General features: G+C 72.6%; 22 protein-coding genes. 11 read left to right on the top strand and 11 right to left on the bottom strand.

All coding sequences use genetic code 11. The annotated features are described in order from the left end of the window. Positions 1-715: 715 nt before the first annotated feature. Positions 716-934, bottom strand: a complete 219-nt coding sequence (locus tag ABD811_RS30680) for a hypothetical protein (RefSeq protein ID WP_344954722.1) — start codon at positions 932-934, stop codon at positions 716-718. 232 nt (positions 935-1,166) lie between these two features. Between ABD811_RS30680 and ABD811_RS30675 the strand changes: the two genes are divergently transcribed. From ABD811_RS30675 to ABD811_RS30645, 7 genes are all read left to right on the top strand, one after another. After that, positions 1,167-1,829, top strand: a complete 663-nt coding sequence (locus ABD811_RS30675; protein ID WP_344954721.1) for a class E sortase — start codon at positions 1,167-1,169, stop codon at positions 1,827-1,829. 2 nt (positions 1,830-1,831) lie between these two features. Further along, positions 1,832-3,034, top strand: coding sequence for a hypothetical protein (locus ABD811_RS30670; protein WP_344954719.1), 1,203 nt, complete (start codon positions 1,832-1,834; stop codon positions 3,032-3,034). A gap of 428 nt (positions 3,035-3,462) precedes the next feature. Beyond that, positions 3,463-3,708, top strand: a complete 246-nt coding sequence (locus ABD811_RS30665) for a hypothetical protein (protein ID WP_344954717.1) — start codon at positions 3,463-3,465, stop codon at positions 3,706-3,708. Between the two features lie 314 nt (positions 3,709-4,022). Beyond that, positions 4,023-5,267 carry a glycosyltransferase gene (locus ABD811_RS30660; protein ID WP_344954716.1) on the top strand — a complete coding sequence of 415 codons (1,245 nt, stop codon included), beginning with the start codon at positions 4,023-4,025 and terminating at the stop codon, positions 5,265-5,267. A 234-nt stretch (positions 5,268-5,501) separates the two neighbouring features. Continuing rightward, the gene (locus ABD811_RS30655) at positions 5,502-5,729 is read left to right on the top strand and encodes a DUF6401 family natural product biosynthesis protein (protein ID WP_344954715.1); all 228 of its coding nucleotides are present in this window, start codon (positions 5,502-5,504) and stop codon (positions 5,727-5,729) included. Positions 5,730-6,209: 480 nt separating this feature from the next. Further along, positions 6,210-6,614: a ChaB family protein gene (locus ABD811_RS30650; protein ID WP_344954714.1), complete on the top strand. Its 405-nt coding sequence runs from the start codon at positions 6,210-6,212 to the stop codon at positions 6,612-6,614. A gap of 14 nt (positions 6,615-6,628) precedes the next feature. After that, positions 6,629-7,291: an HhH-GDP family DNA glycosylase gene (locus tag ABD811_RS30645; protein WP_344954712.1), complete on the top strand. Its 663-nt coding sequence runs from the start codon at positions 6,629-6,631 to the stop codon at positions 7,289-7,291. Between the two features lie 67 nt (positions 7,292-7,358). Here the strand turns inward: ABD811_RS30645 and ABD811_RS30640 are convergent, their stop codons facing one another. The 6 genes from ABD811_RS30640 to ABD811_RS30615 all read right to left on the bottom strand — a co-directional run bounded on the left by ABD811_RS30640 (position 7,359) and on the right by ABD811_RS30615 (position 11,980). Then, on the bottom strand, positions 7,359-8,801 hold the full coding sequence (locus ABD811_RS30640; RefSeq protein WP_344954710.1) for a cytochrome P450: 1,443 nt from the start codon (positions 8,799-8,801) through the stop codon (positions 7,359-7,361). Continuing rightward, on the bottom strand, positions 8,798-9,367 hold the full coding sequence (locus tag ABD811_RS30635) for a GTP-binding protein (RefSeq protein ID WP_344954983.1): 570 nt from the start codon (positions 9,365-9,367) through the stop codon (positions 8,798-8,800). Before ABD811_RS30635 ends, ABD811_RS30640 begins: the two co-directional genes overlap by 4 nt. Positions 9,368-9,407: 40 nt before the next feature. Beyond that, complete coding sequence (locus ABD811_RS30630; RefSeq protein WP_344954708.1) at positions 9,408-9,767, bottom strand: DUF742 domain-containing protein; 360 nt, start codon at positions 9,765-9,767, stop codon at positions 9,408-9,410. Further along, on the bottom strand, positions 9,764-10,171 hold the full coding sequence (locus ABD811_RS30625; RefSeq protein ID WP_344954706.1) for a roadblock/LC7 domain-containing protein: 408 nt from the start codon (positions 10,169-10,171) through the stop codon (positions 9,764-9,766). Before ABD811_RS30625 ends, ABD811_RS30630 begins: the two co-directional genes overlap by 4 nt. Then, positions 10,168-11,529, bottom strand: a complete 1,362-nt coding sequence (locus tag ABD811_RS30620; protein WP_344954704.1) for an ATP-binding protein — start codon at positions 11,527-11,529, stop codon at positions 10,168-10,170. The genes ABD811_RS30625 and ABD811_RS30620 overlap by 4 nt, the downstream gene beginning before the upstream one ends. Before the next feature lie 298 nt (positions 11,530-11,827). Then, positions 11,828-11,980 (bottom strand): hypothetical protein, encoded by a 153-nt coding sequence (locus ABD811_RS30615; RefSeq protein WP_344954702.1) that lies wholly within the window; start codon positions 11,978-11,980, stop codon positions 11,828-11,830. A gap of 187 nt (positions 11,981-12,167) precedes the next feature. Between ABD811_RS30615 and ABD811_RS30610 the strand changes: the two genes are divergently transcribed. Beyond that, on the top strand, positions 12,168-13,010 hold the full coding sequence (locus tag ABD811_RS30610) for a class I SAM-dependent methyltransferase (protein ID WP_344954700.1): 843 nt from the start codon (positions 12,168-12,170) through the stop codon (positions 13,008-13,010). A gap of 188 nt (positions 13,011-13,198) precedes the next feature. Here the strand turns inward: ABD811_RS30610 and ABD811_RS30605 are convergent, their stop codons facing one another. Together ABD811_RS30605 and ABD811_RS30600 are read right to left on the bottom strand one after the other, a co-directional pair. Next, the gene (locus tag ABD811_RS30605; RefSeq protein WP_344954698.1) at positions 13,199-14,401 is read right to left on the bottom strand and encodes a serine hydrolase; all 1,203 of its coding nucleotides are present in this window, start codon (positions 14,399-14,401) and stop codon (positions 13,199-13,201) included. Positions 14,402-14,661: 260 nt separating this feature from the next. Then, positions 14,662-16,542, bottom strand: a complete 1,881-nt coding sequence (locus ABD811_RS30600; RefSeq protein WP_344954696.1) for an ABC transporter ATP-binding protein — start codon at positions 16,540-16,542, stop codon at positions 14,662-14,664. A gap of 173 nt (positions 16,543-16,715) precedes the next feature. Between ABD811_RS30600 and ABD811_RS30595 the strand changes: the two genes are divergently transcribed. Further along, a complete protein-coding gene (locus ABD811_RS30595; protein ID WP_344954694.1) occupies positions 16,716-17,885 on the top strand; it encodes an aminotransferase class V-fold PLP-dependent enzyme in 1,170 nt (389 codons plus the stop codon). Positions 17,886-17,943: 58 nt separating this feature from the next. Here ABD811_RS30595 and ABD811_RS30590 read toward each other — a convergent pair whose 3' ends face one another. After that, positions 17,944-18,360 carry a CBS domain-containing protein gene (locus tag ABD811_RS30590; protein ID WP_344954692.1) on the bottom strand — a complete coding sequence of 139 codons (417 nt, stop codon included), beginning with the start codon at positions 18,358-18,360 and terminating at the stop codon, positions 17,944-17,946. Between the two features lie 200 nt (positions 18,361-18,560). Between ABD811_RS30590 and ABD811_RS30585 the strand changes: the two genes are divergently transcribed. Both ABD811_RS30585 and ABD811_RS30580 read left to right on the top strand, forming a co-directional pair. Further along, entirely contained in the window at positions 18,561-19,349 is a 789-nt protein-coding gene (locus tag ABD811_RS30585; protein WP_344954690.1) for a bestrophin-like domain, read from the top strand. A 151-nt stretch (positions 19,350-19,500) separates the two neighbouring features. Beyond that, the gene (locus ABD811_RS30580) at positions 19,501-22,134 is read left to right on the top strand and encodes a hypothetical protein (protein WP_344954688.1); all 2,634 of its coding nucleotides are present in this window, start codon (positions 19,501-19,503) and stop codon (positions 22,132-22,134) included. A gap of 54 nt (positions 22,135-22,188) precedes the next feature. On the opposite strand, the gene ABD811_RS30575 is transcribed toward ABD811_RS30580, so the two are convergent. Further along, a complete protein-coding gene (locus tag ABD811_RS30575) occupies positions 22,189-23,472 on the bottom strand; it encodes a PucR family transcriptional regulator (RefSeq protein ID WP_344954686.1) in 1,284 nt (427 codons plus the stop codon). Positions 23,473-23,481: the final 9 nt, after the last annotated feature.

Genomic DNA, 23,481 nt, shown 5'->3' with positions numbered 1-23,481 from the left:
GGGCGGATCGAGAAACGGCTGGAACGGCGGCGACACTGGTGTCGACTTCCTCCGTCGAAAGCGCCGCCGTCGCGGGAACCGTCCGCCCGGTTCGCTGCGGAACGGTCTTCGCACTCAGCCCCTGGGCTCCCATCTCACGCATCCCTTCAAAGACAAGAACTCACTGGCGAGTGACGTCCAAGAACGATGAATGAGGCCGTAAAAAGCGGTATCCGAACACCGCCCGGCCGGTGCCCGTTTCCTTTCGGCGGGCCCGTGAATCAGGATGACACCGGAGCGGCGAAGTACACCTGGCCACCTGATTTCTTTAACAAGATCGACCGTTCTCTTGATCAAGACGACCGATGTCCCGGCGCGTCCTTTTCGCACCCCGCGCGAACCGCGGTGACGCGCCTTTTCGAAGTCCCCGAAAAACGCCGCAACCGCCATCGGGACCGCAACACGGATGAGCGCGGCGTCTCTTCCGACACCAGACATACGCGCGCACCCCGGCGGGCACAGGCGATGATTTTCTCGAATCCCGGCTTATGCCGCCACCGACATTCCGGCGCGACAATCGCGCATCCCCCACCTGATCAGGCCGACACCGGCACATGGGCGCACTCGGATTCATCCGCACAGGCCGGGATCAGCCAGATGACTCGACGAACCGAACCGGCGCCATCGCGCGCCGGGCCGCGCGCCGGACCATGCGCTCGAAGTCCCGTGGTTCTTCTCAGCCCAGGGCGGTCGTGTGCCCGTTGCCGTTCCACAGGACCCTGGCGGCCATGCGCCTGGCCAGCTCGGCGGCGAGCGCGTGGGCGAGCGGGTCGTCGGTCATATCGCAGGATTCCAGGAATGTCAGGGCTTGTCCGAGTTCTTCGATCGTCATCCGGTTCGGCGGTTTACGCGCCCAGCCGAAGCGGCTCAGCCGATCACGTTCGAAGCCGTCCACTCCGCGTCCCTCCGCGCCGCGACCGGAAACAGTCCCGGCGTCATCCTCTCTCCCGTGCCCGGCAATCAGTCGGCCAACAAGACACCAATACGGCCGCCCCGGCGTGGAAGGTGGGTATGACCACGGGCGACAGGCCCGGCGATTGTTCACCGGCCGCCGGATTCCGGTGGTGCGTCCGAGCCGGCAACCCGTTTCAGGCTAGTGGAAACGCACCCCGCGGCCGGCGACCCGAATGGCCGGAGTGTGGCGCCCATGTTTCCCGCATCCTCGGCTGGAAGTGGAATTGTCTGCTCACTGGTTCGTCAGATTCGGCATCGCGGCGGCGCTCGCCGGCGCGCTCGGCACGGCGCTCGCGCCCGGCGCGCCGACGGCTGCCGCGAAAGCGGCCCCGCCCACGGCACCACCGGCACCCGCGACGACGGAGACGCCCGCCGCGTCCGCCAAACCCGCGACGGCCCTGGCGCGCGGCCCCGGCCGCCGCTCCGCGACGACGTTTCTCGTCATTCCGCGCCTGCACAAGCGGCTACGCGTCAGGGAAGGCGTGTCGCCGCGCGTGCTCGCCCTCGGGGTGGGCCATTACCCGGGGACGGCGCGCCCCGGCGCGATCGGGAACGTGGTGCTGCTCGGCCACCGCACGACGCATTCGGCGCCGTTCCGGCTGCTGCACCGGTTGCGCGACGGTGACCGGCTCGTGCTGGCGGAGGGGGCGCGGCGGCACACCTACCGGGTGTACCGGAAGACGATCATGTCGCCGCGACGGCGCTCGGTGCTCGCGCCGGTCCCGTTCCAGCCGGACGCCGCACCGCGCACCCGGTCGCTCACGCTCGTCACGTGCCATCCGCCGGGCTCCGACAGGCAACGGCTGGTCGTCCTGGCCAAGAGCAATGCGGGGTGAGCATGGACAGCACACGGCACCGCCGGGCGGGCGCCCACGGGCGCACGATCGCGATGGGCCTGGCGGCGCTGGCGGCGCTCGGCGCCCTGGTCACGGCGGGTCCGGCGGAACGCGCGCCCGCGCCGGCGGACCGGGCGACGCCGAGCCGCGCGCCGGACCCACCGGCCGCGGCGGGGACGGAGCCGGGTACGCGCGGGTCGAGGATCGCCGCCGAACCGTGCCCGAGGGAGACGCTGCGGGTCGCCCGCATGCCCTACGTCATCGACATGACCAGGTGCGACCCGCGGTCCGCGCTGCTGGAGGGGCCGAACGGCCTGGGCGCCGTGGTGCCCGCCGACGGCTCCTCGGTGGCGGCGTCCAGCCTCGGCACCGCCCCCGGGGAGAGCATGCGGACGCTGGTCGTGCGGGTGGACCTCGCCAGGAAGCTGGTCGTCGTGTCCGACCAGGAGCCCGGCGGCCCGAGGGACGCGCCCGGCGGCCCGCTGGACGCCTCCGGCGGGCCGGCGGCCCGCGAGCCGGAGACGGTCCGCGCCGTGGCCGCCTCGCCCGCTCCCGGCACCCCGGCTCCGGCCGTCGCGCCCATCCCGGCGTGCAAGGACGCCGCCTACCGACGCGACGGTGCCCCGCTCCCGTCGGCACGCCGCGGCCGCGCGGTGCTGAAATGGTGGTACTACCCGGGCGACGGCCGGGTGCGGAGGCTGAGCGTCGCGCAGCAGAAGAGGGCGTTCACCTTGGGGGTCCGCATCGCCGTGGAAGGACGCAACAACTGCCGCCTGGGCCGGATCGCCGTCCGCCAGTCCCTGATGGGGCACACCTGGCGTCCGCCCGGAGTCATATCCAGCGGAGCGTGCGGCCTGGCCGACGGGCGCAACGTCCGCGGCTGGATGCGCTTCGACCAGGGCGAGGCCATGCTCGGCCTCACCTGCAAGTGGTTCCGCAGGGGCAAGGTGATCGAGGGCGACGTCGCCCTCAACGCCAGCGGAGTGACCTGGACGACCGGCAGCGGGCGCTGCCGCGGCGACACCTATGACGCGGTCGGCGTCGCCGCCCACGAGAACCTGCACCACATGGGGCTCGCCCACGTCGACGGCGCCGCTCACCGCAACCTCACGATGTTCCCGGCCGTCGGCGCCTGCGAGTTCCACTGGCGCACCCTGGGCCGGGGGGACTTCCTCGGCTTGAAGCGCTACTACGGCACCCGCTGAACGCCCGCGACACCCTGAACGACCGCGACAACGTCATCGGACCTCACGCCCTGCCCCCAGGGCCGCCACGGCACGCCCCCGCCGCGCCTGAGACACCCCTGCCCGCGCTGAGGGCGGGCCGGCTGTGCTCGGGCTCGGCGCGGCCATGCGTGCGGATCGCCGCGAGCCTTGCGGTTCGCCGCGAGCCGTGCCGGAGGACGCGCCCGGACGCCAGCATCCCCGGCCGTCCTTAACGAAGATCGGCCCGTAACCTGGCGCCGATTTTTATCGGTAACAGTTTGAGCACGGCCCGTTACTGAAAGGTATCTGTGCGCGGGCCTCGTTCCCTCGTCCGTCTCGGAACGGGGCCGTAACCGTCGATTTTCGCCACGGGGGTGTGGCCGTCATGCCCTGCGTGCGAACAACCGTGCTCATGAAGGGGACCCGCGATGAAGGCGAACAAGGCACGCAAGTCGTCGAACAAGGCTCGTCGGCCGCAGCGCAGGACGTCGCGGATCGGCACGTGGGCCAAGTGGAGCGCCACCGGGCTGACCGCGGTCGTCACGCTCGCCGGCTCGATCGCCGCGATCGCGATGCTCCGCTCCTGGTTCGCCCGGCCGAGCACGCACCGGCGTGACTGGGCCGCCGCGACCCACGGCGACAGGCGGGAAGAGGCGCAGCGCGCGTCCATGTGAGCGCGCCCCGTCCCCGCCGGCCCGAACGCGCCGAGCCGGGACGGGCAGGCGACGACCGCGCCGATTCGGCGGCGACGTGGCCGGTTCGTCCGGCGACGTCGCCGGCGCGAAGGGTCAGCACAGTCCTCCGTGGTTCCGGCCCGGTGCGCCCACCATCCGCACCCCCGAACATCACGAAAGTCCTTTTCTTCCCCATCGCGGTGACCGGCCGGCGTGATCGGCCGGTCGGGCGGCCGGCGGCCCGGCGGGCCCGGCGGCCCGCGGGTGACCACCGTGCCGCGCGAGTGGGGCCGACTGCTCCCGGAGGTGACCCTGTGAAGATCGCCATGATCTCCGAACACGCCAGCCCGCTGGCCGTCCGCGCCGTCGACCCGGACGAGGAGGGCGAGGCGGAGAACGGCCCCGCCGACCCCGGCGGGCAGCATGTGTTCGTCGCCGACCTGGCGGCGCGTCTCGGGGCGCAGGGTCACCACGTCACCGTCTACACCCGCCGCGACGACCCGGCCCTGCCCGCGCGGGTGCGGCTGGAGCCGGGGGTGACCGTCGAGCACGTGCCCGCCGGGCCGGCCGAGCCGATCCCCCGGGACGAGCTGCTCCCCTGGATCCCCGACTTCGGCCGCTACCTGGGACAGCGCTGGGTCGACGACCAGCCCGAGATCGCCCACGCGCACTTCTGGATGAGCGGCCTGGCCACGGTCCAGGCCATCCGGCATCTCGGCGGGCGGCGCGTCCCGATGGTGCAGGCGTACCACGCGCTCGGCACGGTCGAGCACCGCCACGGCGGGGCGGAGGACACCGGGCCGGCCGGACGCATCCGGCTGGAACGTGCCATCGGCCAGGCCGCCGACGCCGTGATCGCGACGAGCTCCGAGGAGGCCGAGGAGCTGGTGCGCATGGGGGTGCCGCGCGAGCGCATCACGATCGTGCCCTGCGGGGTCGACCTGGAGTTCTTCAGCCCGGAGGGGCCGGCCGACCCGTCCCGGCGGGGACGGCGCCTGCTCATGCTGTCGCGGCTGGGCGAACGCCAGGGCGTGGACACCGCGATCCGGGCGCTCGACCGGATCCCCGGCGCGGAGCTGATCGTCGCCGGGGGCCCGCCGTACGAGCGGATCGACGACGACCCGGACGTGCGGCGGCTGCGCCGGGTGGCCGAGGAGGCCGGGGTCGCCCGGCGGGTGGCGTTCCTGGGACGGGTGACCCGGGCGGAGGTGCCCCGGCTGCTGCGGTCGGCGGACCTGGTGGTGACCCTGCCCTGGTACGAGCCGTTCGGCATGGTGCCGCTGGAGGCGATGGCCTGCGGCGTGCCGGTCGTCGCCACCGCCGTCGGCGGTCACCTGGACACCGTCATCGACGGTGTCACCGGGGTGCACGTCGCGCCCCGGACACCCGAGCAGACCGCCCGCGTCATCCGCGCGCTGCTCGCCGACCCGACCCGCCGCGCGGCCATGGGATTCGCGGGCAGCGACCGGGCCCGCTCCCGCTACTCGTGGGACCGCATCGCCCTGGAGACCGTCAAGGTGTACCGGCGTGCGCTGGCGCGTTCCCGGGTGCCCGCCTGATCAACCCGCCGTCGAGTAAAAAATGAAGTAAAAGATCGGGCGTCGCGGGCGTGCCGTCCGACGTGCGCGATCCCCCTCTGACTGGGGGGTTTCCGCTGCTCAAAGCCCTGTGGACGGGGCGGGGAAGCGGTCAAGCGCCGGAAAAGCCTTGCTAACGTCGAGGCCATGCGAGACAAGCCGTCGCATGCCTTGGCCAATGTCGCCCGCAGCGTGGGCAACGCCGGGATGACAGCCATGGCGAGCATACCCGGGCTGCTGGCAGCGGTGGACCAGCACGCCGCCGCGGTGCGCGACCTCCTCGCCGCGTCCGACCAGACGCTCGACGCCGCGTCGCTCGGCGACTACCTGGTCGGCTTCACCGAGTCCGCGCTGGAACGCGGCTGGACCCCCGGCGACACCCGTGACTGGGAGTTCGTCCGCATCGTCGCCGTGTGCTGGCTGATGACCCGCCACGACTACTGAGCATCCCGGATTCAGCGCCCCAGCTCTGAGCACCGCGGATACCGGGCGACTCCCGCCCGCCGTAGCGGTGGGTGATCGGGTGACCACTCGTCGCAGGAATCCGGCCGCTCGTCGCACGGGACGGCGGTCGCGCGAACATACCCGGGCGTAGTGCCTATTTTCGTTGCAGTCGCCGGGCGCCCCGGTCATAGGAGTCCTCGGGGGAGGCACCGTCGGCGGAGCCGACGGGCAACCGTCCCGCACCGGTGCCCATGGGCCCCGTATGCCCGGCCCCGGCGGCCACGGAGGGGGGAGGGGGCACGCCCACCCGCCGGCCCGCGGGCGTGCCTTCTCCGTGAGCGGAACCCGTCGTTCTCTTCCCGCGCGCCCCCCGGAACGCCCCCCGCCCTTGTGACAGGCGCCGCACCTGCCGCCGCGCGCTCCCGGTTTATGGCCGCCCTTTCTGGAAAGCGGGATCGAAGAGGGAGGAAAGGAGGAGCCATGCCGAAGACGACCAAGAGCGGCAAGCCGCGGAAGGAAGAGCTTCCGAGCACCCTCCAGCGCTCCGACAAGGAGGCCCAGGAGACCTTCGCCAAGGCCCACGACAGCGCGGTCGAGACGTACGGCGAGGGCCAGCGGGCGCACCGCACCGCGTACGCGGCGCTCAAGCACAAGTTCGAGAAGAGGGGCGACCGCTGGGTCAAGAAGGCCCAGAAGGGCCCGTCCGACCCGCGTGCCAAGAACCCCAGGGCCCGCGAGGGCAAGGGCAAGAGCTTCGGCGGCGTCGACGTCGAGGGCCACTCCAAGCAGGAGCTCTACGAGCGGGCCGCCAAGCTGGACGTGCAGGGTCGCTCGCGCATGTCCAAGGAGGAACTGGCCGAGGCCATCGCGCGCAAGCAGGGGTAGGAGCGGCCATGCCGATGGACGAGCGCACGAAGGCGACGGTGCGCGCCCTGCTGGACCGTCACCCCCGCGGCTACGTCGCCGAGGAGACCGGCTTCACCGTCACCGCCACGGCGGCCGGGCTGTTCCGGCTGCTGTGCCTGTCGGTCCTGGCCGACGACGCGGCACCGTCGCGGGAGGCGGTCGAGGCCACCCGCGCGCTGCTGTCGCGCCGCTGGGACAGCGCGCCCGAGATGAGCAAGACCGACGACCGGGGGCGCGCCGAGGTGATCGCCCAGGCCGGGTACCCCCACGCCGACCGGGCCGCCCGGCTGCTCGGCGAGGCGACCCGCATGATCATGGACCGCTACGACGGCGACCTGCGCAACCTGCGCAGGGCCGCGGGCGGCGACCACGACCGCCTGGTCGAGCTGCTGGCGGAGATCCCCGGCATGGACGACGCGGGCCGCGCGGTCTTCCTCCGCGACGCCCAGATGTTCTGGCCGGAGGCGGGGCCGTTCATGGACCGGCACGCCGTCCGCGCCGCCGAACGGCTGCACCTGCCGTCCGACGGCGACACGCTGCTGCGCGACGTGGCCCGCGGCGGCGGCCACGAGGAGCTGTCGTGGCTGGTCGGCGCGTTGGCGCTCGTGGACGCGCACAACGAGTACGACCGCATCCGCCAATCCGCCCGGGTGTGAGCCGGGCGGGCGCCCCGCGCTCCCGCGCGGGCGCCCGGCCCCTGCCGAGCCCGCGACCGGTGACCCCCTACTCGCCGTTCCACCAGCGGGCGACGGCGGCCCGCAAGCCGCCACGCGGAGCCGGGACCGGCGCGGGCGGCGGCTGGTGGACGGCGCCCGCCGCGGCGTAGACGGACGGCCGCGGCGGTGCCTCGGCGGGTTCTGCCCCCTGTTCCAGCGCGTCGTTCTGCGCGCCCCAGGACTGGTCGGCGTTCCGGACACGCGGGAACTTCACCGGCAGTGCCTGCAGGGACCGGTGGAACGGGCCCGGCCGCCACTGCAACTGCTCGGCGGGGACGGCGAGTTCGATGTCGGGCAGGCCGTCCAGCAGCCGCTCCATGGCCACCGACGCGATGAGCCGCGCGTGGCTCTTGGCGGGGCAGGCGTGCGGCCCCGCGCCCCAGGAGACGTGGGCGCGGTTGCCCGTCCGCTGGTCGGTGGCCTTGGCGGGGTCGGTGTTGGCGGCGGCGAAGCTGATGACGATGGGCTGGTTGGCCGGCAGCACCGTGCCCATGAACTCCATCTCGCGGGCCAGGTAACGGGCCGCGTAGTTGGCGATCGGCGGGTCCGTCCAGAGGATCTCTTCGAGGGCGTCCTCCACGGGGATGCTGCCGCCGGACAGGTCACCGGCGAACCGGTCGTCGGCCAGCAGCAACCGCAGCCCGTTGGCGATGAGGTTCTGGGTGGGCTCGGTGCCGCCCCCCATCAGCACCACCAGCTGGTGCGCCATCTCCTCGTCGGTCAGCCGCGCCGGGTGGGCGATCAGCCAGGACGTGATGTCGGCGCCCGGACGCTGACGCTTGAGCTGGACCAGCCGCTGGACGCCGTCGGCCAGCGCCGCGTTGCCCTTCTCGGCCTCCTCCATCTCCCAGATGGCGCTCATGCCGTACATCAGCTGCTGGGCGATGTCCGGCGGGCAGCCGAACAGCTCCATGAACACCAGCAGCGGCAGCACGACGGCGTAGTCCTTGAGCAGGTCCGCCTCGCCCATCGGGCCCATCAGGCGGATCAGCTTGTCGGCGTTGCGCTCGACGTAGCCGCGCAGCGTGGTGTTGTCGACCCGGGCGAACGCGTCGGTGATGGCGCCGCGCAGCCGCGCGTGGACGGTGCCGTCGGTGAACAGCGCGTTCGGCCGGTACCCCATCATCGGCAGCAGCGGGCAGTCGGGCGGCACCGTCTCCTGCCAGCCGCGCGGGTCGTGCATGAACGTCAGGTCGTCGCGCAGGACCTCAAGGGCCGCGTCGTACCCGATGGCGAGCATCGCCGGGACGCCCGGCGCCAGCTCCACGGGCGCGAACGGCCCGTGGGCGCGCAGCTTGGCGTAGGCGCCGTGCGGGTCGGCGGCGAACTCGGGCCCGTACAGGGGCATCCGGCCGCCGGCGTGCACGGGGCACCCCGACGCCCCCGCCCCGTACGGGGAGGGGGCCGCGGCGGCACGGGTCTGGTCGTCGTCCAGGCGTTCGGTCGTCATGACGCCTCCCGGTCGGTGGCGATCAGGTGGTCCACCAGCGCGATCAGCGCCCGCGCCGACGACGCGCGGTCGCGGGCGTCGCAGGTGACCAGCGGGGTGGCGGGATGCAGGTCGAGGGCCTCGCGGACCTCGGCCTCGGGGAACACCGGGGCGCCGTCGAAGGCGTTGACGGCCACCGCGTACGGCAGGCCGTGCCGCTCCACCAGGTCCATGATCTCGAAGGACTGGTCCAGGCGGCGGGTGTCGACCAGCACCAGGGCGCCGAGCGCCCCGCGCGACAGGTCCTCCCAGAGCCGCTTGAACCGGCCCTGCCCCGGCGTCCCGAACAGGTACAGCACCAGCCGGTCGCTGAGGGTGAGCCGCCCGAAGTCCATGGCCACGGTGGTGTGGGTCTTGTCGGGGACGCCGGACAGGTCGTCGACGGGCGCCCCGGCCTGCGTCATCCGCTCCTCGGTGCGCAGCGGCCGGATCTCCGACAGGGTGCCCACCAGCGTCGTCTTGCCGACCGCGAAGTGCCCCACGATCAGCAGCTTCACCGACTGGCGCACCGAGTCGCGCACGTACATGCCGCCGGCGCCCGTGCCGGGCGCGCCCGCGGCGACGCTCTCAGAGGAGAGCACGGAGTCCATCGAGCACCTCCTGCAGGAGCCCCAGCTGCTCGGGCCGCGACGAGTCCGGGCTCGCGGCCCGGGTGGTGATGTGGCCGCTGTCCACCAGGTCGGACAGCAGCACCTTGGTGACGCTCACCGGCAGGCCCAGATGACCGGACACCTCGGCCACCGACAGCGCGCCGCCCCGGCACAGCGTCACGATGCGGCGCTTCTCCGGGCTGAGCCCGGTCAGCGGCAGATCTCCGGCGGCCGTCACCAGGGTCACCAGGTCGAAGATGTTGCGGGTCGGACGCGCCCGGCCGCCGGTCACCACGTGCGGCCGGACCAGCGCCCGCCGGTTGCGCGGCGTCATCATGCGTCGGCACCCCGTCTCGGCGGGGTCGACAGTTCCTTGCCCAGCCGCTGCACCAGTTCCTGCAGCCGGAACGACACCGCCTCCATGTCCACGTGCTGGGTGGCCGAGACGGCCAGGTACGCGCCCGGCCCCGCGGCGACGAGGAACACGTAGCCGTCGTCGAACTCGCTGACCGTCTGCCGCCACATCGTGTTCGGGTTGCCGCAGAACTCGGCGGTGCTGCGGGCCAGCGACTGCAGCCCCGCCATCCCCGCGGCCTGCCGTTCGGCCTCGTCGCGGTTGATCTGCGCGGAGTGGGCGATCAGCAGCCCGTCGGCCGACAGCAGGATCGCGTACCGCGTCTCCGGCATGCGCAGTGCGTCGTCGAGCATCCAGCCGAGCTTGTTGTCCACGAAATCGGTCATGACCGGATGTTCCCTTCACTGTCGGCTTCGTGCTGGCCGGCCGCCCCCTCGGCCGGACCGGGGACGGACGCGGCACGACCGGACCGCGTTCCGCGCTGCCACGCCCCCAGTCCCGCGGCGCTCCGGCGCGACGGCGGCTCCGCGCCCGCGGCGGCGCCGTTCCCGGCGGCCGGTTCCTCCGCCGCCTGCGCCGGCGCGGCGGCGGTGACGCGGCGGCGCTTGGGCAGGCCGCCGGCCGTGGCCTCCTCGGCGACCGGCTCCGGACGTCCGGCGGCCCCCACCCCCGCCGGCTGTGCTCGGACGGACGACACGTCAGGCTCGGGCGACACGGCGGGTCCCTCCTGCTCGTTCGTCGGGACGGCGGTCAGCAGCGTGTTCGGCAGGAACACCACCGCGCGCACGCCGCCGTACGGCGACCGGGTGTCCACCGACACGGTGAACCCGTAGCGGGCCGACAACACCCCGGCGACGGCGAAGCCGACCTGCGGCGGGTCGCCGATCCGGTTGATGTCGACGCTCTCGCGGCCGTTCAGCAGCCGGGTGGCGCGCTGGATCTCCTCCCCGTTCATCGCCACCCCGGCGTCATCGATCATGATGGCCACGCCGTTGTGCGCCATCTGGAAGTTGACCTCGACCGTGGTGTTCGGCTGGGAGTGCCGGGTGGCGTTGTCCAGCAGTTCGGCGAGCACCAGCACGACCGGCTCCACGGCGCGGCTGACGACCGCGACGTTGACCTCCGAGGTGAGCTGGACCCGCAGGTAGTCGCGGATCCGGGAGACCGCGCCGCGCACCACGTCCGACAGCGCCGACGCCTGCCGCTGCTGGCCCGGCCACGACCCGCACAGCACCGCCGTGGCCTGGGCGCGCCGTCCGAGCTGGGCGTTCATGTGGTCCAGGCGCAGCAGGTCCGCCAGCACCTCGGGGTCGTCGTGCCGGTCCTGCATGTCGGTCAGCGCGAGCTGCTGCTCGTTGGTCAGGCTCTGCACGGTGCGCATCATCGCCCGCAGCGTGACCTTGGCCGACCGGTCGGCGCGGACCCGGGCGCGCTCCACGCTCTCGGTGAACAGGTCCAGCACCGTCTGCACGTCCTGCCCGAACGGCGTGCCGGTCAGCCACTGCTCGTGCAGCGGCCTGGACACCGTCACCGGCCGCCCGTCGAGCTGGTCGCGCAGCTCGGGGAGCCGCGTGCCGGCCAGATGCCGCAGCTCCTCGTCGCGCCGCCGCAGCTCGTCCAGCAGTGCCTCGGTCCGCCCGCGGTACCGGTCGGAGACGTGCCGCTGACGGACGAGCACGACCGCGAGGACGACGATGCCGATGGCGGCGCCGACGAGCGCCGCCACCAAGAGGGATTGCTCCATCAGGTCCTCAGTTGGGTGGAATGGTCCTTCGTGGCGATTGCGCGATTATGTCGCGGATCACAGTGTTTTGCAGGCAGAACACCACGTGTCCTCGACCACGCCGGCGAAGCGCTCCCCCGGACCCCTCCTCGGCCTTCTCGCCTTGTGGAACCGCACGCGCCGTCCTCCTCACCGCCTGCCTGCGAGCCGACTCCCCCTGGTGTGGTACGCACCCCGCGTTCCGGCGGTTCTACCGATCCAAAAAGAGGAATGTCATCAACAAAAAGGATGAACAGCGACATACCGGGAAACGACGATGTCACCAGCGCCAGGACAGGACGCCGCCCTCGGGGACGCCGTCCCATCGGGCGGCGGCCTCGCCCAGGGCCGTTCCGACGGCCAGTTCCGCCCGCATGACCGCCTCACCCTTGCGGCGCAGCACCCTCAGCCCGGCGCGGCGATGCATCTGCATGGGCGACCTCCCCGGCACGACCCTCGCAGCGTACGAATCGTCCCTTCTTCCACGCCGGCCGATTAATCGCAACGACATCGCGATGTTGGAGTTATTGGGAATTTATCTTTATCTGCTACCCTAGTTTTGAGATGTTGTCTGTCGTCATTAGCATCGCGTTTCCCCGAGCCCTACGGAAGGGAACACGATGCAGGACGGACAGCCCAGCCGGACCGCGTTGTCGACCGCGGCGGCACGCGCCGCGCATCTCGTCGTCGACCACGAACCGCACATCCTTCACGACACCGTCGCGGCCGCCCTGCTCGGCGACCGGGCCGAGGAGATGCTCGGCTACCACCGCGCGCACGGCGACCACCTGGTGCTCTCGGGCACACGCGCCCTGGTCACCGCCCGCGGCGCCTACACCGAACGGCTGCTGGCCGACCGTTCACCGGACCAGTACGTGATCCTCGGCGCGGGCCTCGACACGTTCGCCCACCGCCACTCCGGCGTCCGGGTGTTCGAGGTCGACCACCCGGCCACACAGGAATGGAAGCGCGCGCTTCTTTCGCGGGCGGGCATCCCCATTCCCGGGCACCTCGCCTTCGTCCCCGTCGACCTGGAATCCGGTGCCCTTCTCGACCGGCTCACCGCCGCCGGATTCGACCCGCGCCGCTCCGCCCTCGTGGGCTGGCTGGGCGTCACCATGTATCTCACCCGCGACGCCATCTCCGCCACCCTGGCGGAACTCGGCCGCCTGTCCCCCGGCTCGGAACTCGTCATGGAATACGCCCTGCCCGCGGAACTACGGGACGCCACGGGCAACGAGTACGCCGCCATCGCCGCCGAGGTCGTCCGCGAGAGCAACGAGCCCTACCTGACCTTCCTGTCGCCCGACGACGTCACCACGCTGATGAAGCGCCACGGCCTCGAGGTCCTCGACCACGTCACCATGCATGACGCCGTCCCTCCGTCCACGTGGACCCGGACCGACGCCCTCCGCCCCTTCACCTGGACGCGCCTTGCCCACGCCACCATCCCCCGCCCCTGACCCGGGGGCGCGTCCCTTGCCGTCGGACGTGGTGCCCCGCGCGAAGGCAGGCCATCGTGCGAAGACGCGTCCCCGCCCGCTTCCGCCGCTACGCGCTGCGCCGCGCCGCCACGGCGGGCCGCCTCGGCGGGCCGCCTCGGCGGGCCGCCTCGGCGACCGGCGGCTACGCGGGTCACGGACGCGAGGGGTCAGCACGGACTGGCCCGGTAGAGGTCTCCGGCCTGTTTCGTGAGGCGCCGGCCCGAGGTCTGCCATGAGGTGCCCGCCGGGCTCAGGCTGAGCACGGCCATGATCTTCCGGTCGTCGGCGCAGTAGGTGCCGGAGGTGTGCATGGCGACCCCGCCGAGCTCGATCCCTGCCGTACCGCGCGAGGACGGCGCGCTCGTGGTGCAGCGCTGGTCGGGCGGCGCCGCGCCGAAGCCGGACCAGCCCTGCTTCACGGCCCACGGCCCGGGGAGGGCGGACGGGATGCCGAAGAACTGGTCCCAGCCGTCGGACGCGCAGCGGGTGGCCTGGTGCAGGTGGCCCATGACCAGGTCGCGGAACGCCGGGTCGGCCTGCTCCAGGATGTAGCGGTAGGTCTTGACGACGTCCGCGGCGCTGGTGGCGGTGTACCCCCACTTCCCCGCGTCCGCCGGAGGCGAGGTGTCGGTGAGGCCGATCTTCGTCGCCATCCTTGTGACGATGGCGGGTCCGGCATCCTCGCTGCGGGTCCACAGGGCGCTGGCGGCGTCGTCGTCGCTGGAGCGCAGCATGTTCCGCAGTCGCCCGGCGTCGCCCTCGGGGATCGGCCGGCCGGGCCCCAGCTTCTCCAGATAGTCGATCGCGATCAGCAGCTTGATCAGAGACGCTGAGCGGAACCGCCGGTGTTCGGCGTTCTGGAGGGAGGCGCCGCTCTTCCGGTCGAGCACCATGTAGCCGACCGCCGGTTCCGAGGGCACGTCGGGGCAGGGGGCGAGCAGCGAGTCCCCCGGGTCCACCGTCGTGTGGAGCTTGGACGCGGGGACGAATCCGAAACCGCGCCGAGCCGGGTCCCCCAGCGCCCGGTCTCCCTGCGTGTAGTACCAGACGTCGTTGCCGCCCTCATGAGATTGACCGCGCCTCCAGCACAGAAACCAGCTCGTGGTCGTGTCCAGCACGCCCACCTGCGCGGAGTCCTTGGAGGGGGAGGCGTACACGGATGCGCCCGCCGCATTGCCGCAGAGCGAGTCCTCGGTGAACGGCTCGGGGAAGACGCCCCCGTCGTGCTGGACGCCGGTGCGATGCCGGCAGACCTCCGCCTGTGCGGCGGGGACGGCCAGGGCGGACGATCCGGTGAAGGCCGCCGCCGCCACGATCGCGGCGGCGAGCGAGCCGCGGGAAAGTCGTTTCGTCGTTGCTCCGAACATCATGCTCCTTCACGACGGAACGGCTCTGTGGCGAACGCCGCCCGGGCGACGTGTGGCATCACCGCGACGCCACCCGCCACAGGATGCCGGCGGGCACCAGCAGATCATCGAGAGCCTGAAGACGGCTTACAGAGTCCTGACGACCGGCTTTACCCCGACCATGGCCGGAACACGGCAGGTGATCCTCTCGACCCGGGGGGTAGGAGGCCGCGTGCCCGTCGCGCCGGCGGGGGTTGTGGCCGGTGGCGCGACGGGCTTCGGGGTCAGGCGACGGCTTCGACGGTGGGGGGCTGGAACTGGGTGCGGTGGAGTTCGCTGTAGCGGCCTTCGGCGGCCAGGAGTTCGTCGTGCGTGCCGCGTTCGACGATGCGGCCGTCCTCCACGACCAGGATGAGGTCGGCGGCGCGGACCGTGGACAAGCGGTGGGCGATCACCACGGCGGTGCGGCCGTCGAGGGCCTCGGTCAGGGCCTCCTGGACGGCCGCCTCGGAGGTGGAGTCCAGGTGGGCGGTCGCCTCGTCGAGGATGACCACGCGGGGACGGGCCAGCAGGACGCGGGCGATGGTCAGGCGCTGGCGTTCGCCGCCCGACAGCCGGTAGCCGCGTTCGCCGACGATGGTGTCCAGGCCGTCGGGCAGGCTCTCGATCAGGTCGTCCAGGCGGGCGCGGCGCAGGACCTCCCACAGCTCGTCCTCGGTGGCCTCGGGACGGGCGAGCAGCAGGTTGGCCCGGATCGACTCGTGGAACAGGTGGCCGTCCTGGGTGACCATGCCGAGGGTGTCGCGGATGGCGGCGAAGCTCAGGTCGCGCACGTCCACGCCGCCCAGCCGGACGGCGCCGGAGTCGACGTCGTAGAGGCGGGGCAGCAGGCTCGCGATCGTGGACTTCCCGGCGCCCGAGGAGCCGACCAGGGCGACCATCTGGCCGGGTTCGGCGCGGAAGGAGACGTCGTGCAGGACCTCGGCGCCGCCGCGCGTGTCGAGGACGGCGACCTCCTCCAGGGACGCCAGGGACACCTTGTCGGGCGACGGGTAGGAGAAGCGGACGTTCTCGAACTCCACGGAGACGGGACCGTCCGGCACCGAGCGGGCGTCGGGGCGTTCGGCGACCAGCGGACGCAGGTCGAGGATCTCGAAGACGCGCTCGAAGCTGACCAGCGCGCTCATCACCTCGACCCGGGCGCTGGCCAGGGAGGTCAGCGGCGCGTAGAGGCGGGTGAGCAGCAGCGCCAGGGCCACCACGGCGCCGGCGTCGAGCTGGCCGCGCAGGGAGAAGTACCCGCCGAGGCCGTAGACCAGGGCCAGCGCCAGGGCGGACACCATGGTGAGCGCGGTGATGAACACGTGCTGCACCATCGCGGTGCGCACGCCGATGTCGCGGACGCGCCGGGCCCGCACGGCGAACTCCCGCGACTCGCGGGCGGGCCGTCCGAACAGCTTCACCAGCGTCGCGCCGGGCGCGGAGAACCGCTCGGTCATCTGCGTGCTCATGGCGGCGTCGTGCGCCGCGGCCTCGCGCTGCAGGCGGGCCAGGCGGGTGCCCATGCGCCGGGCGGGCAGCACGAACACCGGCAGCAGCAGGAGCGCCAGCAGCGTGATCTGCCAGGAGATGCCCACCATGACCGCGAACGTCAGCACCAGCGTGACCAGGTTGCTGACCACCCCCGACAGGGTGTCGCTGAAGGCGCGCTGGGCGCCGATCACGTCGTTGTTGAGGCGGCTGACCAGGGCGCCGGTGCGGGTACGGGTGAAGAACGCGACCGGCATGCGCTGGACGTGGTCGAACACGGCGGTGCGCAGGTCGAGGATGAGGCCCTCGCCGATGCGCGCCGACAGCCACCGGTTGAGCAGCCCGATCCCGCCCTCGGCCAGGGCGATCACGGCGATCAGCACGGCCAGCCGGGTGACGGTGCCGGTGGCGGCGCCCTCGCCGATCGCGTCGACGACCCGTCCGGCCAGCACCGGCGTGACCACCGCCAGGACGGCCATGACCACGCTGAGCAGCAGGAACCACGTCAGCAGCGCGCGGTGCGGCCGCGCGAAGCCCCAAATGCGCCGCAGCGTGGCGCGGGAGAAGGGCCGCCGGTCGTCCTGCGCGTTCATCGCGTGGTGCAGCGACATCCACGCGGTGACTTCCATGTCCATTGGGTACCGCCGATCTGGTCGGAGGAGGAAGGTCCGACCTCCGATGGTGGGACCTCAACAATGGTCGAGGTCAAGGCCCCCGTCGCGTGGCATCGTCTCGCGGGGGTCCGACACTTTGCGCGGCCACGGCCACACGGCTTGAATATCCGAGGCGGCGACGAGGAGCGGACAACGTGGACATCGACATCGACAAGGCGCGGGCGGACACACCGGGCTGCGCGCGGGTGGCGCACTTCAACAACGCGGGCGCGGCACTGCCGCCCCGGCCGGTGATCGACGCGGTGAACGGGCACCTGGAGCTGGAGGCGCTGACCGGCGGCTACGAGGCCTACGAGCAGGCGTCCGCGGCGGTCGAGCGGTTCTACGACGCGGTCGCCGGGCTGCTGGGCGCGGACCGCGACGAGATCGCCTACGTGGAGAACGCCACCCGCGCCTGGGACATGGTGTTCTACGCGATCCCGTTCCGTCGCGGCGACCGGATCCTCACCACCACCAGCGAGTACGCCAGCAACGGCATCGCCTACCAGCAGGTCGCGCGGGCGCGCGGCGCCCGCGTGGAGGTGGTGCCGGACGACGCCGACGGCCAGATCTCCCTGAAGGCGCTGGAGACCGAGCTGGCCAAGGGAGACGTGCGGCTGGTGTCGCTCAACCACGTCCCGACGCACAACGGCCTGGTCAACCCGGCGGCCGAGGTGGGGCGGCTGACGCGGGCGGCGGGCGCGCTGTACCTGCTGGACGCGTGCCAGTCGGTCGGGCAGCTCACCGTGGACGTGCGGGAGATCGGCTGCGACATGCTGTCGGCGACGGGCCGCAAGTTCCTGCGGGGGCCGCGCGGCACGGGCCTGCTGTACGTGCGGCGGGACGTCCTGCGGACGCTGGAGCCGCCGTTCCTCGACCTGCACTCGGCCGCCTGGACGGCCCCGGACGAGTACGTCGTCCGCGACGACGCCCGCCGTTTCGAGACGTGGGAACGCTACGTCGCCGGGCAGATCGGCCTGGGCGTGGCCGCCGACTACGCCGTCGCGCTCGGTGTCGCGGCCATCGAGGAACGTGTGACCGCCCTGGCCGCGGGGCTGCGTGACGAGCTCGCGGCCCGTCCAGGGGTGAGCGTCCTGGACCGCGGGGCGCGTCGTTCGGGCATCGTCACGTTCACCGTGGACGGGCACGAGGCCGCCGACGTCAAGCTCGCGCTACGGGAGCAGGGCGTCAACGTGAGCGTCACCAGCGGGGAGCAGCGCTTCGATCCCAGCGGCGCCGTCAGTGCCGTACGGGCGTCGGTGCACTACTACAACACGGAAGAGGAAGTGGAGCGCCTGCTGCGCGCCCTGCCGCGTCCCGCCTAGCGGACGCGACAGGGCCCGGGACGCACGGAGCTGCGTCCCGGGCCCTCCACCACCCCACTCAGAGGTTCGACTTGGCGGCGCTGATGTCGGCGAGGGCGGAGCCCTCCTTCTCCACCGCCAGGTCGCCGATGGAGACGATCCCCACCGGCCGGCCGTTCTCGATCACCGGCAGGCGGCGGACCGCCCGCTCACGCATGATCTCGACCGCCCGTTCGGGCGGGTCGTCCGGCCCGACCGTGGCCGTGACGTCGCTGCACAGGCCGCCGACCTTGGTGCTGCCCGGGTCGCCGCCCGCGGCGAGACCGCGCACCACCAGGTCGCGGTCGGTGACGATGCCGCGCAGCTCGTCGCCCTCGGCGACCAGGACGTTGCCGATGTCCTCGTCGCGCATCCGGCGCGCCACGCTGACGATGTCGTCCTGCGGCGAGACCGCGGTCGGGGAACCGGTCATGATGTCGCGGATCTTGGTGGCCATCGTTCACCCCTTGAGGTTGACCCTGTCGATGTCTCTGCAGATCCGATCGATCTCGGCCTTACCCGGGCGATCGCGGATCACTCACAACTCTTGGCCCGACCGCGTTCCCGCGTCCGGATGCTCCCAGCGGACCACCCCGAGTCGGCAAAGCCTTGCCCTGCCCCTGCGATCGCCGGTGGACGCCGGGAAGGGTCGAGCGCATGAACACCGTGCTCCTGGGCTGCCTGGCCGTCTTCGGGACGGGAGCGGCGGCGGTCGCGGGGGCGCTGCTGATCCAGCGGACGGTCCCCGCCCGGGTGCGGTACGACTTCGGGATGTACGGGGCGCTCACCACCGTCCTGGTGGTGTCCGCGTTCCTGCTGACGGCGATAACGATGGGCCTGTTCGTCTGGCTGACCATCAACCAGGCGAGCCACAGCGTGGTGCAGGAGGCCGACGCCGTCCTCGACCTGTACTGGTACGCCCAGACGCTCGACGGCCCGGAGGAGGTGCGGCTGCGCAGCGAGCTGCGCGACTACACCACCCATGTCATCCGCGTGGAATGGCCGGCCATGGCCGAGACGGGGGAGCTGCACCCCCGCTCCTGGCAGCTGGCGAGGCAGTTGCGCTACGAGATCACGCACGTCTCTCCACAGCCGGGCGGCGCCACCATCCGGTACCAGGACGCGTTGCGAGCGGTGAGCGTCCTGTTCGACGCGCGGCGCTCACGCGAGTCGCTGGCCGGGACCAGGATTCCCCCGCTGATGTGGGTCGCGCTCATCTCCACCGGGCTGCTGGTGGTGGTGCTGCCGATGCTGCGGGGCGATCCGCGTCCGGCGGTTCGGGTCGTGTTGGCGTTCGTGGGCGCGGCCACGGTCGCGTTCGTGGTATTCCTCCTCTACGAGGTCAACGTGCCCTTCACCGGCAACGTCAAGGTCACCCCGGCGCCGCTGGAGGACGCGCTGCGCTCGTTCGCCGACATCGACGCGTTCTGGGGACACCGGCCCTGACCAACAATCGGATCAAGGCTTCGTATGTGTGTGAACCCGGGGGCGGACCCGCGCATCTTGACAGATGCACGGGGGTCGTCGGCGAGACCGTTCCGCCCGCCTGCCCGGTCTTTTCTCCAACTGCCCGGCATGAAGTCGAGGAGGTCGCGCCGTGAATGACGCGTCGCGTGAGCTGGACGACGACGCACGGCACGATCCTGCGGGGACGCCCCCGCAGGACGGCCCCGCACCCGACGCGAAACCGGACACCGACTTCGACCAGGGCGGCTCCTCGGAAACCGAACGAGAGCCCGAGGCAGAGGCGGACGCGGAGGCGGAGCCCGAGGCCGGCACTGAGGCACGGCCGGAGGCGGAGGCCGAGCCCGAGACTGAGACCACGGACGACGCCGAGGCACAGGACGACGCCGAGGCACAGGACGACGCCGAGGCACAGGACGACGCCGAGGCACAGGACGACGCCGAGGCACAGGACGACGCCGAGCCGCAGGACGGCGTTGAGCCGCAGGACGACGCCGAGCCGGAGGACGATGCCGAGGCGCAGGACGGCGTTGAGGAGCAGGACGGCGTTGAGGAGCAGGCGGACGCGCAGCCGGAGCAGCCGTCCGAGGCCGCCGAGCCCGAGCAGGCGGAGGACGAGTCCGAGCAGGAGGAAGAGGAGGCCGACTCCGAAGCCGAGCGGCGGCAGGAGGAAGCCGACGCTGAGGGCCGCGACGACGAGGAGCAGGCCGACGAGGAGCCGGAGCCGTCCTCGGAATCCGCCGAGCCGGCTGAGCCCGAGGGCGAGGCCGTCGAGGACGAGCACCCAGAGCGGGCAGACGAACCCGGCGAATCCGACGAATCCAATGACCGCGAGGAGCCCGAGGACGAGCCCCGCTCCGCCGCCGAGGAGACCGACGAGGCGGACGCCGACGAAGTCGAAGAGGACGAGGAAGAAGGCGAGGACGGCGAGGACGGCGAGGACGGCGGTAGGACGCCCACCACGGAGTTCCGGCTTCCGCCCAAGGCGGAGCCGCCCGCCGCGTCCAGCAATGCCACCGTTCCGGACCTGCCACGCCCGGTGTTCTTCAGGGAACGGCCGGCTGACGCCGAGTTCAGGCAGAGCACGCCCCAGCGGCCCGCTCAGGAGAAGCCAGAGCCCGCACCGCAGCCCGCAGAGCACTCGGCACCGCAGCATCCAGCACCGCAACGCCCGGCACCACAGCAGCCCGCACCGCAGCAGGCCGCACCGCAGGAGCCCGCGCCTGCCGCTGAGGACGCCGCGCTCACCCGTCCCGCCCCCGAGCGCGAAGCACCCGAGCCGGGGAATGCTCCCCCGTCGTGGCCCGTACGGGTGCAGCCGCCGTCCCACCAGGGATTCCGCTCGGCTCAGCCAACGGTGGAGCAGCCGCTGCCGGAGGCTCCTCCGTTCCTTCCCGAGGGCTTCACGGAGACGACGCAGCGGGATCCCCTGCCCGAGACCGTCTCGCCTGCGGCGGCACCGGCGTACACAGCGCCCCCACCGCAGACGGCACCACCCCCAGACGGTCCGCCTGCGGCCGCCCAGCCGCCCGCAACGCAGGAGCCCGAGCAGCCCCCCGCGAAGGGACCACGCAAGCGGCGGCGCCGCGGCCTGATCACCGTCGTGGCCCTGCTCGTGCTGCTCGCAGGGCTGGTGGGAGGGCAGCTCATACGGCCGACCCCCGAGCCGACGTTGCGTCTGACCCTGCCGACCACCCAGCACACCTTCGGGGGTGCCGCCCCGGCGCTTCCGTGGCCACGGCAGGGGCAGGCGACCCTCTACGTGGAGGGGGTGGGCTCCATGGGGTCGTCCGGCGGGCAGGCGCCGACCCCCACGGCCAGCGTGGCGAAGGTGATGACCGCGTACGTCTTCCTGCGCGACCACCCGCTGCAGCCGGGGGCGCCGGGTCCGACGTTCAGGATCTCCCCGCAGGAGGCCGCGCAGCTTCCCGCGCGCAAGCAGCGCGGCGAGTCGCTCGTCGAGGTGGTGGCGGGACAGCCGTTCACCCAGCGCAAGGCGCTGGAAGCGCTGATGATCGTGTCGGCGAACAACATCGCGCACGAGCTGGCCCGCTGGGACTCGGGCGACGAGCAGGCGTTCGTGCGCAAGATGAACGACGCCGCGCGGTCGCTGGGGATGACCAGCACCACCTACACCGACCCCAGCGGTTACGACTCGCGCACCGTCAGCACGGCCGCCGACCAGGTCAAGCTGCTGACCGCGGCGATGAAGATCCCGGCGTTCGCCGAGATCGTGGCCAACCGCACCTACGTCCCCAACGACGGGCGGCCGGCGCGTCCCGGCGGCAACATCCTGGTGGGGCAGCACGGGGTGCTCGGCGGCAAGACCGGTTACACCGACGCGGCGGGCGGCAACTACGTCTTCGCCGCGCGCAAGCGGGTGGGCAACGTCCCGACCACGATCGTGGGCGCGGTCATGGGGCAGCGGACGCCGAGCGCGATGGGCGCGCTGACGGTCGCGCAGCGGCTGGTCGTGGCCGCCGAGAACACGCTGACCTCGGTCACGCTGGCCCCGGCGGGGGCGCAGGTCGCGGTGGTCGACGACGGTCTGGGTGGGGAGACGCCGCTGCGCGCCTCCGCCCCCGTCACGGTGGTCGGGTGGCCCGGGCTCACCGTGCCGGTCCGCGTCACCGGGGATCCGCCGCGTCAGGCAGCCGACGGTACGCAACTCGGCGCCGTGACGGCGGGCGCCGCCAGCACTCCCCTGACCGTGGGCGGCGAGCTGAAGGAACCGTCCATCCTCAAGCGGCTCCTGCGCCTGTCGTAGATCCCGAACGGCGCCCGGCGAGCGAGCCAAGCCGCCGGGCGCCGGGCGGACGCGTCACTGGTCGGCGGCGGCGCGGGAGGCGTACGGGCCGCGGTTCGGATGTTCCACCGCGACCGCGCTCTCCTTGTCGTCGGCGACGTCCGGGGCGCTGAGCCAGACGGTCAGCACCATCTCCAGTTCCAGCCGCGTCTCGGGCGCGTACAGCCGGTCGCCGAACAGCTCCTCCAGCTGGTGCAGGCGGTAGCGCACCGTCTGCGGGTGGACGTGCAGGCGGCCGGCGACCTCGGTGGCGTTGAACCCGTTCTGCAGGCAGGCCAGCAGGGTACGCGCCAGCCGTTCGCGGTGCCGGGGACGCACCGCCTTCAGCGGCGCCAGCCGCCGGTCGGCGACGGCTCGCACGAGTTCCTCGTTGTTGAACACCACCAGCGTGGGCATGTGGTCGGCGCAGCGGATGAGCCGGTCGGACGGCAGGATGCCGCGCCGGGCCAGCGGCAGCGCCTCGCGCGCCCAGCGCAGCGACTTGGCCGCTTCCTCGGTGCGCACGGTGGGGCCGAGCGCGGCGACCCAGTTGCGCAGGGCCGTCTCCAGCATGCGGGCGCGGCCGGGGCCGTCGGGGTCCGGGACGAGCAGGCAGGGTTCGCGCCGGTTGACGTCGGACAGCACGTCGGGTGGCAGCGACGGCTGGCGGAAGGGTTGGCGGCTGCGTTCGTACAGCACGACGGCGGCGACCGTGCGGGGCACCCGCCACTGCGCCAGGCGGGCCATGTCGGCGATGGCCTGCGGCGCGGCGGGCGGCTCGGCCAGCAGCAGGTCCAGCAGGCGCCGGCGGCGGTGCTCCAGCTCGCCCGCCTCCTGCTCGCGCGCCTTGGTGTAGCCCTCGGCGGCGGCCTGGGCGATCTCGTCCAGGAACGCGAAGATCCCTTCGGCGATGCTGGCCAGCGCGCGGCGGGAGATGTTGTAGTGCTCGGACTCGGCGGCCAGGCGCCGCCAGGCCACCCGCGCGCCCAGCCGCAGCGAGGTCTGCAGCACGTCCAGGCTGCGGCCCTCGCGCGCCTCGGCCCAGCCGATCTCCCGGTAGACGGCGGCGACCGACTCCCAGGACGCGTCCGGATCGGCGATGAGGTCGACGAACTGCCGCAGCGCACCCTCCACGGCCAGCCGCACCAGCCGGGCGTACTCCTCGTCCTGCGGGCGGGCGTACTCGGGTATCCCGCGCAGGATCTCGGCGATCATCTCCTCGGCCAGGGCGTCCAGATGGGGACGGAAGATCTCGCCGATCTCCGGGGGGACGCCGGCCCAGGACTTGAGGGGCGAGCGTTCGCCGACGGACGTGGTCACCGTGCGCAC

The organism is Actinomadura miaoliensis (assembly GCF_039536785.1).
Classification (GTDB): domain Bacteria; phylum Actinomycetota; class Actinomycetes; order Streptosporangiales; family Streptosporangiaceae; genus Spirillospora; species Spirillospora miaoliensis.
The sequence above is the reverse complement of the archived record's forward strand: the minus strand, read 5'-3'. Positions and strand labels throughout refer to the sequence as shown.